This window comes from Mammaliicoccus fleurettii, from assembly GCF_003970575.1.
Classification (GTDB): domain Bacteria; phylum Bacillota; class Bacilli; order Staphylococcales; family Staphylococcaceae; genus Mammaliicoccus; species Mammaliicoccus fleurettii.
Genome location: NZ_RXWZ01000066.1, coordinates 47,173 through 60,446, shown reverse-complemented (window position 1 = coordinate 60,446; position 13,274 = coordinate 47,173). Strand labels below are relative to the sequence as shown.

Sequence of the window (13,274 nt, the reverse complement as noted above, 5' to 3'; positions counted from 1 at the left end):
AATATAAATTATTAAATATCTTATATACCGTATATTCTTGAATAGTATACAATTCAGGTAGAGGACAGAGATTATAACAGTTGCTGAGAGTTATAAGGATACCGAGTGTACTTTTGAACACAAGAAGAGGGAATCTTATGAAAGTAAGATCGGTTAACACCCGTTAACATGTTGTTAAGTGAGTATTCAAACTAATTGAATACTAATTAGGGTGGCAACACGGAGAATTCGTCCCTTGTATGTAAATACATACAAGGGACTTTTTATATTTTAAAGGAGGACTTTTTATGATAAATATACCACGTGGAACACAAGATTTATTACCAAAAGATACTTATAAATGGCAATACATTGAAAATAAATTGCACGAATTAATGAGATTATATAATTATAAAGAAATTAGAACGCCTATCTTTGAGAGTACTGAGTTATTTAGTAGAGGTGTAGGTGATTCAACTGATGTAGTACAAAAAGAAATGTACACTTTTAAAGATAAAGGTGATAGAAGTATTACATTAAGACCTGAAGGCACTGCAGGTGTCGTTAGAAGTTACATTGAAAATAAAATGCAAGGCGAACCTAATCAACCAGTAAAATTATATTATAATGGTCCAATGTTCCGATACGAAAGAAAACAAAAAGGACGTTATCGCCAATTTGTTCAATTTGGTGTAGAAGCAATTGGTTCAGAAAATCCGTCAATAGATGTTGAAATCATATCTATGCTTGTTCACATTTATAAATCATTTGGATTAAAAGATTTGAAACTCGTTATAAATAGTATTGGTGATGCTGAATCGAGAGCAGATTATACGAAAGCATTACAAGCTCACTTTGAGCCAGTGATTGATACTTTCTGTAGTGATTGTCAAAGTAGATTATACACTAATCCAATGCGTATCCTTGATTGTAAGGTTGATAGAGATAAAGAAGCGGTTAAAAATGCACCGAAAATTACAGAATACTTAAATGATTATTCTAAACAATACTTTGATGATGTTAAATACTTATTAGATGAAATAGGTATTGACTATGAAATTGACACGAATCTTGTTAGAGGATTAGATTATTATACACACACTGCTTTTGAAGTAATGAGTAATGCTGAAGGATTTGGGGCAATTACTACGTTATGTGGTGGTGGCAGATATAATGGCTTATTAGAATTACTAGACGGTCCAAAAGAGACAGGTATAGGATTTGCATTGAGTATTGAAAGATTATTGCTTGCACTTGAAGCAGAAGGAATTGAAATAGAACAAGAAGATACGATTGATTTATTCATTGCGACTATGGGTGAAAAAGCTGATCAATTCTCAGTTCAACTAATCAACAAACTAAGAATTGCTGGTATAAGTTGTGATAAAGATTATCTTGGCAGAAAGTTAAAAGGCCAAATGAAACAAGCAGATAGATTGAATGCTAGAAATACAATAGTTATTGGTGACAATGAATTAGAAAAAGAAGAAATTGAAGTGAAAAATATGGAGACAGGTGAGAAGACACTTGTGTCATTATCAGAATTAGAGAATTATTTAAAGGTGGAATCATAATGGATAAGAGAACAACATACTCTGGAAAAATTACGGAAGAATATATTGGACAAACAGTTACTTTAAATGGATGGGTTCAAAAAAGACGTGACTTAGGTGGATTAATTTTTATTGATTTACGTGACCGTGAAGGTGTCGTACAAATTGTCTTTAATCCTGATTTCTCTCAAGAAGCGTTGAATGTTGCTGAAAAGGTTCGTTCTGAATACGTTATTCAAGTAAAAGGACTAGTAACTAAAAGAGATGAAAAGTCAGTTAATGACAAAATCAAAACGGGTAAAGTAGAAGTACAAGTATCTGATATCATTATTTTAAATGAGTCAGAAACACCACCATTTTCTATTACAGATATGAATGATATTGATGAAAACGTACGTTTGAAATATCGTTATATAGATTTAAGAAGAGAAAGTTTAGCTCAAACGTTCAAAATGAGACATCAAATTACACGTTCAGTCAGAAATTATTTAGATGAAGGTGAATTTTATGAAGTTGAAACACCTGTATTAACAAAATCAACACCTGAAGGGGCTAGAGACTATCTTGTACCTTCAAGAGTTCACGATGGTGAATTTTATGCTTTACCTCAATCACCTCAAATATTTAAACAGTTATTAATGATTGGTGGATTTGATAAATACTATCAAATTGTTAAATGTTTTAGAGATGAAGATTTAAGAGCAGATAGACAACCTGAATTTACTCAAATTGATATTGAAATGAGTTTCGTAGATCAAGAAGATGTTATCAAAATGAATGAAGGTTTAATGAAACGTATTATGAAAGATGTCAAAGGTATTGATATTACTACTCCATTCCCACGTATGACTTATGCTGAAGCGATAGATAGATACGGAATTGATAAACCAGACACAAGATTTGGTATGGAATTAATAAATTTATCTGAACTTGCAGCCAAAATGGACTTTAAAGTATTTAAATCTACTGTTGAAAATGGTGGAGAAGTTAAAGCAATTGTTGTAGAAGGTGCAGCAAATGATTATTCAAGAAAAGATATTGATCAATTACAAGCTTTCGCAAATATTTACGGAGCAAAAGGATTAGCATGGCTGAAAGTAACAGACGAAGGATTAAATGGACCTATTAGTAAATTCTTTAGCGAAGAACATGCTGCTGAATTATTAAGTAATACACAAGCAAATGCTGGAGATTTAGTATTATTTGTAGCAGATAAGAAAGATGTTGTTGCAGCAAGTTTAGCACAATTAAGAAACAAACTTGGTAAAGAACGTGGATTAATCGATCCTAACAAATATAATTTCTTATGGGTAACAGATTGGCCATTATTTGAATATGACGAAGATTCAAATCGTTATGTAGCTGCTCATCATCCGTTTACAGCTCCTAAAAAAGAGCATGAAGAAATGTTGGAAACAGACCCAACTAATGTTGAAGCTAATGCTTATGACATTGTTCTTAATGGTTTTGAATTAGGTGGAGGTTCTATTAGAATTCATAAATCTGAACTTCAAGAAAAAATGTTTAAAGCGCTTGGATTTACTGAAGAACAAGCTCAAGAACAATTTGGATTCTTAATTGAAGCATTTAAATATGGTGCGCCTCCACACGGTGGTATCGCATTGGGTCTTGATAGACTAGTAATGCTTTTATCAGGCAGAACAAACTTAAGAGATACAATTGCATTTCCTAAGACTGCAAGTGCTTCATGTTTATTAACAGATGCACCAAGTAAAGTATCTGATAGTCAGTTACATGAATTACATTTGCAACTTGATTTAGATGAAAAATAATTAAAAGTTTAAATACTTGTTATTTAGAAGAGTTATGATAAAATAAATTTATAAGGTAGTCATCTGAAGTGTTCGTAATAAGCTTTTTATATTTTGACCTAACACTTTTGATCAAGGGAGCTTAATTGGTTTTCTTAATAGCGCATACGCCTCGTAAGGAGGACATGCAAAATAAGAAACAGGGCACCCACCTGTATATAGCAGGCCAAAATGATCGAGCACTTAATATTACGGCACAATTGGATTCTATCGGTACGCAAGACTTTATGTCTTGCGTATTTTTGTGTAAAGGAGTTAATTAAACTATGAAACATCAATTTTCAAGAAATGAATTAGCTGTAGGAAAAGAAGGTTTAGACCTACTGAAAAGTAAAACAGTTGTTGTACTTGGTGTTGGCGGCGTAGGATCATTTGCAGCCGAAGCATTAGCTAGAACAAATATCGGACATATAATATTAATAGACAAAGATGATGTAGACATAACAAATGTAAATAGACAATTACACGCTTTAACAACTACAATTGGCCAATCTAAAGTTGATTTAATGGAAGAGCGTATCAAATTAATCAATCCTGACTGTAAAGTAACGTCACTTCACATGTTTTATACAGAAGAAACATATGAAGCGTTATTCAATGAGTATGATATTGATTATTTTGTAGATGCGAGTGATACTATTATGTATAAAGTTCACTTAATGAAAGAATGTTTAGAAAGAGGTATAGACGTTATTTCAAGTATGGGTGCTGCTAATAAGACAGATCCAACTAAATTTGAAATCGCAGATATCTCTAAAACACATACTGATCCAATGGCGAAAATTATACGTCTTAAATTAAGAAAGATGGGAATTCATAAAGGAATTAATGTAGTCTTTAGTGATGAAAGTCCAATTATGATTCGTGAAGATGTTAAAGAAGTTGTTGGAGATAAAAATGCAAAAGTGAGAAAAGCTCAAATGCCTCCATCATCAAATGCGTTTGTACCTAGTGTTGTAGGTTTAATTTGTGCGAGTTATGTCGTTAATAATATATTAAAAGATATACCAGTAAAAAGAGTCAAAGATAAATAATAAAGACTTTGAAATAAAAATGAGACTGGACATATCCAGCCTCATTTTTTTAAGTTTTTATATATTTCAGCAAATTTTTGTTCAGATTTGGATGTTAGTTTAGGATGATAATATTGCTTGTTTTTTAGGGTGTCAGGTAAATATTGTTGTTCCACATAACTATTTTCATAGTTATGTGGATATTTATATCCAATGGCATTTCCTAATTCTTTAGCGCCTTGATAATGTCCATCTTTTAAATGTTTAGGAACTAAACCAGCTTTGCCATTTCTAATATCAGATAAAGCTTCGTCTATAGATACAATCGCTGAGTTAGATTTAGGAGATAAACATAATTCGATTACAGCTTGACTAAGTGGTATACGTGCTTCTGGAAAGCCTAGACGTTCACTTGCCTCAATAGCAGATAACGTTCTTGCAGCTGCACCTGGTGAAGCTAAGCCAATATCTTCATAACTAATAACAAGTAAACGTCTTGCAATGGTAGGTAAATCGCCTGCTTCAATTAGTCTAGCTAAATAATGTAAAGCAGCATCAACATCGCTACCTCTTATTGATTTTTGGAATGCACTCATAACGTCATAATGTTGGTCGCCATCCTTATCATGTTGAAAAGCATTTTTTTGAATGCACACTTGAGCATCTTCAATTGTAACATGACGCTTTTCATCGAGTATTTCAGCACTTAATACAGCTAGTTCTAATGCATTTAAAGCACTTCTAACATCCCCATAACTAGCTTTTGCAAAATACTGAATAGCATCATCATCTACTTCGGGTGCATATGTTGCCAAACCGTTTTCTGCATCTTCCAAAGCTCTATTTAAAGCAATCACAATATCAGATTCTTCTAATGGGAAAAGTTCAAAGATTTGCGTTCTACTTCTTATTGCTGGATTTATGGCGTGATAGGGATTTGATGTTGTTGCCCCAATAAGAACGATTTTGCCAGACTCTAAATGAGGTAAGAGAAAATCTTGTTTCGCCTTATCAAGTCTGTGAATTTCATCTAATAAAAGGATGACTTGACCAGACATTTTCGCTTCTTCAACTACTAATTGCATATCTTTTTTCGTATTAGTAACGGCGTTTAGTTGTCTGAATTTATATTGAGTACTGCCAGCTATAGCTTGAGCAATACTTGTTTTACCAATACCTGGAGGTCCATAAAAAATCATAGAAGTTAATCTTTTAGTAGTGACCATTCTTCTAATAATGGCTTTAGGACCTACTAAATGCTCTTGACTTATAACATCGTCGATCGTTTTAGGACGCATTCTATATGCTAATGGTTCGTTTTTCATTTGTGATCAACCTTTCTAATTACTCAAATTGTATAAAAAATGATAAAATAAGTTAACAATATTTTTTAAAGAAAATAAGAGGTGTAGTACATGAAAATATCAACTAAAGGCCGATATGGCTTAACACTTATGATATCGTTGACTAAGCGTTACGGTCAAGGATGTACATCGTTAAAGTCTATCGCAGAAGAAAATGATTTAAGTGATTTATATTTAGAACAATTAGTAGGACCATTACGTAATGCTGGTCTTATTAAAAGTGTAAGAGGTGCCAAAGGGGGCTATCAATTACAAAAAGCACCATCAGATATAACAGCTGGTGATGTGATTAGATTGTTAGAAGGACCAATTACACCAGTTGAAGGTATAGAAGATGAACCACCAGCACAACAACAATTGTGGATTCGTATTCGTGATGCTGTTAAAGAAGTATTAGACAATACAACTTTAGAATATTTAGCAAACTATACAAATCAAGATGAATTAGAAGGGTATATGTTCTATATATAATCATTTAACAATTAAATCTGGTACAGTATGCAGAATAATACCAGAAAGGGATATAAAAAAGTAGAAATTCAGTTTCCTTTGAATTTCTACTTTTTTTATGGAAAAAATTCCTAACTGTTTTAATTTCATGCCTAACTGTACTTTAAAAAGAATTGTAATGACAGTTAGGCATGAAATTTGGTTAAGTAGTGTAATTTTCTCCTTTGATTTAATATTCATATTAAGATAGTTGTACACTACAAAAAAGGGGAGATTATATGAAAAATATTAAAGCTTACATATTAACCGTAGTTGCAGTTTTATTATTAAGTTTTGTAGGATTACCTTTAGAAGCAAATGCCAAAACAGATGATCCTTCATCAAGAGTCATATTACCTAAAAATGATCGTGAACAAATAACTAATACAACATCAGCACATTATCAATCAATTGCTTTTACTGAAATTGGTGGAACATCGATAGCCTCTGGAGTTGTAATCGGTAAAAATACTGTATTGACAAATAAGCACGTTGTAAATGCTACAAATGGAGATGCTTCAGTATTAAAATTTTCTCCAGCAGCAAATGGAAATGGAAATTACCCAGCTGGAACATTTACAGCAACTGATTATAAAACAGCACCAGGTGGAGAAGATTTAGCTGTCGTAACAGTTGGTAAAAATAGTGAAGGACAATCTATAGGTGATGCGGTACAACCAGCCACATTAGCTAACACATCAACTGTTCAAAAAGGCGATGACATTACAGTAACAGGTTATCCTGGAGATAAACCAATCGCAACATTATGGGAAAGTAAAGGTAATGTATTGTCTGCTTCAGGTAGTGACTTAACATATGACTTAAGTACATATGGTGGTAACTCAGGATCTCCAATATTTAATGCTCATAATCAAGTAATTGGACTACATTATGGTGGCGTTCCAGATAGTCATAATAGTGGTGTATTATTTAATAGTAGTATTCAGGAATTCATAAATAGTAACTTGAAATAAATTAAAAGAGTCCAGGGCTTTGTGGCCCCGGACTCTTTTAATTTGTCTACTCTTAATTATTCTCCATATACATCATCAACGATATTTTTGAATGATTCAAATGATTTATATTGTTTATCTAAATCATAAATATAACTAACTGCCATTATTTCATCTACGTTATATTTTTCTTGGAAGTCTAAAAATTGTTGTTTAACTGTTTCTTCACTACCAATAAACGAAGTGTTTGTCTTAGATTGTGACATGTATTGTTCTTGTGGTGACCATATATTTTCTAATTGGTCTGTTGGTGGTTGTAAAGGTAAACGTGAATTTCTAACAATTCCTAAAAACATTAAATGCATTGTTGATGAAAGGAATGTTGCTTCTTCATCTGTTTCTCCTATAATAACATTTAAACAAATTGTTACATAAGGTTTGTCTAAATAATCTGTTGGTTCAAATAAATCTCTATATATTTCTATAGCTTGTGACATTTGCTCTGGCGCAAAGTGAGCTGCGAAAACGTAAGGTAATCCTAAACGCGCTGCTAAATGAGCAGAGTCAGTTGAAGATCCTAGTACATAAATGGGTATGTTTGTATCTACACCTGGATAAGATCTAACATAAGATTGATTTTCTTCTGGACCAAAATATTGTAGTAATTGTTTAATGTCATCTCCAAAAGTATAAACACCTTTATGTGAGTCACGTCTCAATGCTGAGGCTGTCATCATATCAGTACCAGGTGCTCGTCCTAATCCTAAATTTAATCTTTCAGGAAACATCGTTGCCATTGTGCCAAATTGTTCTGCTACAACGAGTGGTGCATGATTTGGTAGCATTATTCCACCTGAACCAACTTGTATTGTATCAGTATGTTCTAAAGTATGTTGAATGAGTAAAGCTGTAGCTGAACTTACAAGGTTAGGTGCATTATGATGCTCAGCAATCCAGTATCTTTCATAGCCTAACTTCTCTACATTTTGTGCTAATGTGACCATGTTTTTAATAGCGTCTTGCTCTGTTTCTCCCTTTCTTAATGGGACAAGGTTCAATGCAGAGACTGGGAAATTAGATTTCATTTATATGACTCTCCTTACTTAATTGTATATTGGCAAGTATATCAAGCGTAATCTTGTTGCACTATTTAACTGCTCAACAAAAGTTGACTATTTTCATAGTTATAGTTATAATAAACCCAAATTTAAAGAGAGGTGGCATCAATAATAGGCATGGATATCCAATAATTTTTACGACGTCATGTTAAAACGTAAAAATACCATTGTGTTACACAATGATGATTGGATAAATATGTCTACATTTTGATGCTACCATTATATTTTAAAATAGTGTAATGGTGTGTCTTACTGTGTAATGCATGGAATAAGGAGGCAACATTATGCTATTTTTATTTGCAAAAAAGTCTTTAGAGATTGACAATAGACTGCTCATACCTTCACTAACATTTATTATTGAAGAAAATGAACATTTGGCAATAGTCGGCATAAATGGTATCGGAAAATCTACACTTTTAAATAAAATCCATCATAAAGAAAATATTGAAACAGCAATGATGGAACAAGATTTAACTAAATATGGAACTTTAAATGTCATGGAGTATATTATGTTAACTTATCCACAATTATCATCGATAAGAGAAAATCTAAGTGATTTGGATAATATAAATAGATATATTGAATTAGACGGTTACGAAATTGAGCAAAACATTACAATTGAAGGTAAAAAGTTAGGATTAACAGAAAGGCACTTTGATCAATTAATTTCTACTTTAAGTGGTGGTGAGCAAACAAAAGTTTCGTTTTTGAAAGTTAAATTAGATAAAGCACGATTATTATTAATTGATGAACCAACTAACCATATGGATGAAGAAATGAAAGTGTGGTTAACTAATGCATTTAAACAAGAAAAACGTGCAATATTATTTGTTTCTCACGATAAGACTTTTTTAAATGAAACACCAGACGCAATTTTGGAACTGAGTAGTAGTGGTGCAACAAAATACTCAGGTCAGTATGACAATTACAAGCAACAAAAAGATTTAGAATATAAAACGATTAAGCAACAATACGAAAAACAAGAAAAAGAGCAACGAGCAATTGAAGAAACAATTAAAAAATATAAAGAATGGTATCAAAAAGCTTCACAAAAAGCTTCAGTAAGAAATCCTTATCAACAAAAACAACTTAGCAAGCTTGCGAAAAAGTTTAAATCGAAAGAATATCAAATGAATAAAAAACTTGAACAAACCAATTTATCAGATCCTGAAGAGGAAGGAAAAACATTTTCAATGCAACATCACGCCTTCAAATCTCATTATTTAGTTAAATTTGAAAATGTGACATTTTCATATAATGAAAAGCCTATTTTTAATGATGTCTCTTTTCATATTAAGCGAAATCAAAATGTTATCATTGAAGGTCAAAATGGCTCAGGTAAATCTACTTTGATCAAGTTGATACTAGGTCAACTGACACCTGATGAGGGAGAAGTAATCGTACATCCTGAATTAGAAATAGGTTATTTTTCACAAGATTTTAATAACTTAAATATGAAAAATACTGTGTTAGAAGAAATAATGTCTATTCAAGAAATGAAAGAAGCGGAATCAAGAACAATTTTAGCGAATTTTTATTTTAATGAAAATAGAATTAATGATGTTGTTGCCAATTTATCAATGGGTGAAAAATGTAGAATACAGTTTGTTAAATTGTATTTTTCAAATCCACATATACTCATATTAGATGAGCCAACTAACTATTTTGATATTGAAATGCAAGAAAAAATCATACAATTAATTCAATCTTTTCAAGGATCAACACTTATCATTTCACATGATAAATATTTTAAAGAAAAGCTTAAAGATCAAATTTGGACAATAAAGAATCTAGATTTGGTACATGAAAATCTTAAAATTGAGAATCCATTAAATGCTGATTCTATTAAAAATCAATTAAATGAATTAGAGCAATATACCGACGAAAGAAATAGAGAAACAGAGTTCTAGTCATTTTCTTAAATTGGTGCTAGAATAGGTACATTGAAAACTAAGAAAGGACGTTCAACATGAAAGTATATGCAGATTATGCAGCAACTACTCCAGTTAAACCGATTGTTACAGAGAAAATAACAGAAATACTATCTGAACACTATGGCAATCCATCGTCAATTCATTCTATTGGAAGAGATGGAAGGAAGTATTTAGATCAAGCTAGAAGAGAAATTGCATCGATATTAGGTGCTACTCCAAATGAAGTTATCTTTACAAGCGGTGCAACAGAGTCTAATAATACAGCAATTAAAGGAATCGCGAAAAAAAGAAAACATTTGGGCAACCATATTATAACGAGTAGAATAGAGCATCATTCTGTATTACATGTTTTTGAAGAACTTGAACGTGATGGCTTTGATGTTTCATATATAAATGTGAATGCTGAAGGAAGTATAGATTTAGAAGAATTAAAACAAACGATTACTTCTGAAACGACATTAGTTTCTATTATGTTAGTAAACAACGAGGTTGGTACTGTACAACCGTTATATGAAATAGCTGAAATTTTGGAAGAGCGTCATATTACCTTTCATGTTGATGCAGTTCAAGCAATAGGTCATATGCCAATTGAATTTGATGAAATGCCTATAGATTTGTTAAGTGTTACGGCACACAAATTTGGTGGTCCTAAAGGAATCGGCGCACTATTAGTAAAAAAAGGATTACAGCTAGATACCTTTATTCATGGTGGAGAACAAGAACTTAAGAGAAGAGCTGGTACTGAAAATGTTCCATATATTTGTGGAATGGCTACAGCTTTAACGGATGCATATGAACATATGGATGAGAATAATATTCACTTAATGAACTTAAAAGAAAAATTAATAGTCGGCTTACAGCAACGAGCAATACCATTTGAATTAAATGGTAGCATGGTTGAAACAACAGGTCATATTACGAATTTGTACTTTCCATTTATCGAAGTTGAAACGATGCTTACTTTATTAGACATGTCTAATATATACGTTTCAAGTGGTTCAGCTTGTACAGCGGGATCAACTTTACCTTCACATGTATTAGAGGCTATGTATGGTGAGGACGAAAGAGTGAAGCAATCAGTTAGATTTAGCTTTAGCTCATTAACAACAGAAGAAGAAATTAACTATATCGTAAATGCAATTATGAAAATATATAATCAATTTAAGGAGGAAGAAAATGAATAATCAATCTACCCGTGTAGTCGTAGGAATGAGCGGGGGCGTAGATAGTTCTGTAACAGCACATATATTGAAAGAACAAGGTTATGATGTTGTAGGAATATTTATGAAAAACTGGGACGATACAGATGAAAATGGTGTATGTACAGCAACTGAAGATTATAACGATGTAATAGAAGTTTGTAACCAATTAGATATACCATATTATGCGGTGAACTTTGAACAAGAATATTGGGATAAAGTATTCACGTATTTCTTAGATGAATATAAAAAAGGAAGAACGCCTAATCCGGATGTTATGTGTAATAAAGAAATTAAATTCAAAGCATTTTTAAATCATGCTTTGAAATTAGGTGCTGACTACGTAGCGACAGGACACTATGCACGAGTAAATCGTGAAGGTGATAAAGTAGAAATGTTGCGTGGAGTAGATAATAATAAAGATCAAACGTATTTCTTAAATCAACTTACTGAAGAACAATTATCTAAAGTAATGTTTCCAATTGGCGAATTAGAAAAAAGTGAAGTAAGAAGAATAGCAGAAGAACAAAATTTAGCAACTGCTAAGAAAAAAGATTCAACTGGTATTTGTTTTATAGGTGAAAAAAACTTTAAAACATTTCTATCTCAATATTTACCTGCACAAAATGGTAAAATGCAAACTTTAGATGGTGTTGATATGGGTGAACATACAGGTTTAATGTATTACACTATTGGACAAAGACATGGACTCGGTATTGGCGGAGACGGTGATCCTTGGTTTGTAGTTGGCAAAAACTTAAAAGAAAATATTCTATATGTAGAACAAGGTTTTCATCATGATGCTTTATATAGTAATTACTTAATTGCATCTGATATATCATTTGTTAATGACATAGATTTCTCACAACCTGTGAAATGCTCAGCTAAATTTAGATATAGACAAAAAGATACAGACGTTACAGTTGAAAAAATTTCTGACAATCAAATTAAAGTGACATTTGATCAACCTGTCCGTGCAATCACGCCCGGCCAAGCAGTTGTACTTTATGATGGCGAAGTTTGTCTAGGTGGCGCAACTATTGATGAAGTTTACAAAACTGAAAAACAATTAGATTATATGGTATAAATTCATAGAGGTGCTATCTTTTCTGATGCACCTCTATTTATTTTTGTTATAATTACAATTAATGATATTTAAAGGAGTTAAATCATGCATAGTGAAAATGAAATCGTAAAATTAATAGAAAATAAAAAATTTGATCAAGCACTCAAATTTTTATTTGAAAATATTGAAGAGAATCCAAATGAAGTAACAAATTATATTAATGCAGGTACTATTTTGTCAGAAGCGGATGAACTTGAAAAGGCAGAGAAGTTCTTCCAAAAGGCAATAACAGTAAATGAAGAGCACGGTGGAGCATATTATAGTCTTGCAAATTTATATTACAATCAACAAAGGTTTGACGAAGCGATTAAACTATATCAATTTGCTATACAAAAAGGGTTAAATGACTCTGATACTAACTTTATGTTAGGTATGTGTTTTAATGAGTTAGGTGCGCATACTGAAGCATTGCCTTACGTTATGAGAGCAAATGAATTGAATTCTGATGATGTAGAAATAGGTTTTCAATATGGTTTAACACTTTGCCAATTGGAAATGTTTGAAGAAGCAATTTCACAATTAGAAAATGTACTTGAAAAAGACCCTAATCATGTTGATGCATTATACAATTTAGGATTAGCTAAGTATATGAAAAATAAAGATCCAGAAGAAGCATTGATTTATTTTAGAAAAGCAGTCAACATTCAGCCAGATCATTTACTAAGTGGTCATGCGATAAATATGTTTGAACAATTACAAGAAGAGGTGGACTAA

Annotated in this window: 11 protein-coding genes and 1 other RNA gene; 10 read left to right on the top strand and 2 right to left on the bottom strand. The window is 31.9% G+C overall.

What is annotated here, in order from left to right:
- The first annotated feature begins 287 nt into the window (after positions 1–287).
- The 4 genes from hisS to CD129_RS06045 all read left to right on the top strand — a co-directional run bounded on the left by hisS (position 288) and on the right by CD129_RS06045 (position 4,398).
- A complete protein-coding gene (gene hisS / locus CD129_RS06060) occupies positions 288–1,553 on the top strand; it encodes a histidine--tRNA ligase (RefSeq protein WP_078356463.1) in 1,266 nt (421 codons plus the stop codon).
- Entirely contained in the window at positions 1,553–3,325 is a 1,773-nt protein-coding gene (gene aspS / locus CD129_RS06055) for an aspartate--tRNA ligase (RefSeq protein WP_115337367.1), read from the top strand. The genes hisS and aspS overlap by 1 nt, the downstream gene beginning before the upstream one ends.
- Positions 3,326–3,382: 57 nt before the next feature.
- Positions 3,383–3,575: non-coding RNA, 6S RNA (ssrS, locus tag CD129_RS06050), on the top strand.
- 55 nt (positions 3,576–3,630) lie between these two features.
- A complete protein-coding gene (locus CD129_RS06045) occupies positions 3,631–4,398 on the top strand; it encodes a tRNA threonylcarbamoyladenosine dehydratase (RefSeq protein WP_078356465.1) in 768 nt (255 codons plus the stop codon).
- A gap of 41 nt (positions 4,399–4,439) precedes the next feature.
- On the opposite strand, the gene CD129_RS06040 is transcribed toward CD129_RS06045, so the two are convergent.
- Positions 4,440–5,702 (bottom strand): replication-associated recombination protein A, encoded by a 1,263-nt coding sequence (locus CD129_RS06040; protein WP_078356466.1) that lies wholly within the window; start codon positions 5,700–5,702, stop codon positions 4,440–4,442.
- A gap of 90 nt (positions 5,703–5,792) precedes the next feature.
- Here CD129_RS06040 and cymR point away from each other — a divergent pair, with 90 nt between their 5' ends.
- Both cymR and CD129_RS06030 read left to right on the top strand, forming a co-directional pair.
- Entirely contained in the window at positions 5,793–6,212 is a 420-nt protein-coding gene (gene cymR, locus CD129_RS06035) for a cysteine metabolism transcriptional regulator CymR (protein ID WP_078356467.1), read from the top strand.
- Between the two features lie 257 nt (positions 6,213–6,469).
- Entirely contained in the window at positions 6,470–7,204 is a 735-nt protein-coding gene (locus tag CD129_RS06030; RefSeq protein WP_078356468.1) for a trypsin-like serine peptidase, read from the top strand.
- A 56-nt stretch (positions 7,205–7,260) separates the two neighbouring features.
- On the opposite strand, the gene CD129_RS06025 is transcribed toward CD129_RS06030, so the two are convergent.
- Entirely contained in the window at positions 7,261–8,268 is a 1,008-nt protein-coding gene (locus CD129_RS06025) for an LLM class flavin-dependent oxidoreductase (protein ID WP_115337368.1), read from the bottom strand.
- 317 nt (positions 8,269–8,585) lie between these two features.
- On the opposite strand from CD129_RS06025, the gene sal(C) reads away from it, so the two are divergent.
- From sal(C) to CD129_RS06005, 4 genes are all read left to right on the top strand, one after another.
- Positions 8,586–10,211 (top strand): ABC-F type ribosomal protection protein Sal(C), encoded by a 1,626-nt coding sequence (gene sal(C) / locus CD129_RS06020; RefSeq protein WP_115337369.1) that lies wholly within the window; start codon positions 8,586–8,588, stop codon positions 10,209–10,211.
- Positions 10,212–10,270: 59 nt separating this feature from the next.
- Positions 10,271–11,419, top strand: a complete 1,149-nt coding sequence (locus tag CD129_RS06015; RefSeq protein ID WP_078356471.1) for a cysteine desulfurase family protein — start codon at positions 10,271–10,273, stop codon at positions 11,417–11,419.
- Positions 11,412–12,521, top strand: a complete 1,110-nt coding sequence (gene mnmA, locus CD129_RS06010) for a tRNA 2-thiouridine(34) synthase MnmA (protein ID WP_078356472.1) — start codon at positions 11,412–11,414, stop codon at positions 12,519–12,521. Before CD129_RS06015 ends, mnmA begins: the two co-directional genes overlap by 8 nt.
- A gap of 84 nt (positions 12,522–12,605) precedes the next feature.
- On the top strand, positions 12,606–13,274 hold the full coding sequence (locus tag CD129_RS06005; protein WP_115337370.1) for a tetratricopeptide repeat protein: 669 nt from the start codon (positions 12,606–12,608) through the stop codon (positions 13,272–13,274).

What these genes read in the sequence shown, in the direction of transcription:
- hisS (WP_078356463.1), top strand. Translation starts at nt 288, where the DNA reads ATGATAAATATACCACGTGGAACACAAGATTTATTACCAAAAGATACT.
- aspS (WP_115337367.1), top strand. Translation starts at nt 1,553, where the DNA reads ATGGATAAGAGAACAACATACTCTGGAAAAATTACGGAAGAATATATT.
- CD129_RS06045 (WP_078356465.1), top strand. Translation starts at nt 3,631, where the DNA reads ATGAAACATCAATTTTCAAGAAATGAATTAGCTGTAGGAAAAGAAGGT.
- CD129_RS06040 (WP_078356466.1), bottom strand. Translation starts at nt 5,702, where the DNA reads ATGAAAAACGAACCATTAGCATATAGAATGCGTCCTAAAACGATCGAC.
- cymR (WP_078356467.1), top strand. Translation starts at nt 5,793, where the DNA reads ATGAAAATATCAACTAAAGGCCGATATGGCTTAACACTTATGATATCG.
- CD129_RS06030 (WP_078356468.1), top strand. Translation starts at nt 6,470, where the DNA reads ATGAAAAATATTAAAGCTTACATATTAACCGTAGTTGCAGTTTTATTA.
- CD129_RS06025 (WP_115337368.1), bottom strand. Translation starts at nt 8,268, where the DNA reads ATGAAATCTAATTTCCCAGTCTCTGCATTGAACCTTGTCCCATTAAGA.
- CD129_RS06015 (WP_078356471.1), top strand. Translation starts at nt 10,271, where the DNA reads ATGAAAGTATATGCAGATTATGCAGCAACTACTCCAGTTAAACCGATT.
- mnmA (WP_078356472.1), top strand. Translation starts at nt 11,412, where the DNA reads ATGAATAATCAATCTACCCGTGTAGTCGTAGGAATGAGCGGGGGCGTA.
- CD129_RS06005 (WP_115337370.1), top strand. Translation starts at nt 12,606, where the DNA reads ATGCATAGTGAAAATGAAATCGTAAAATTAATAGAAAATAAAAAATTT.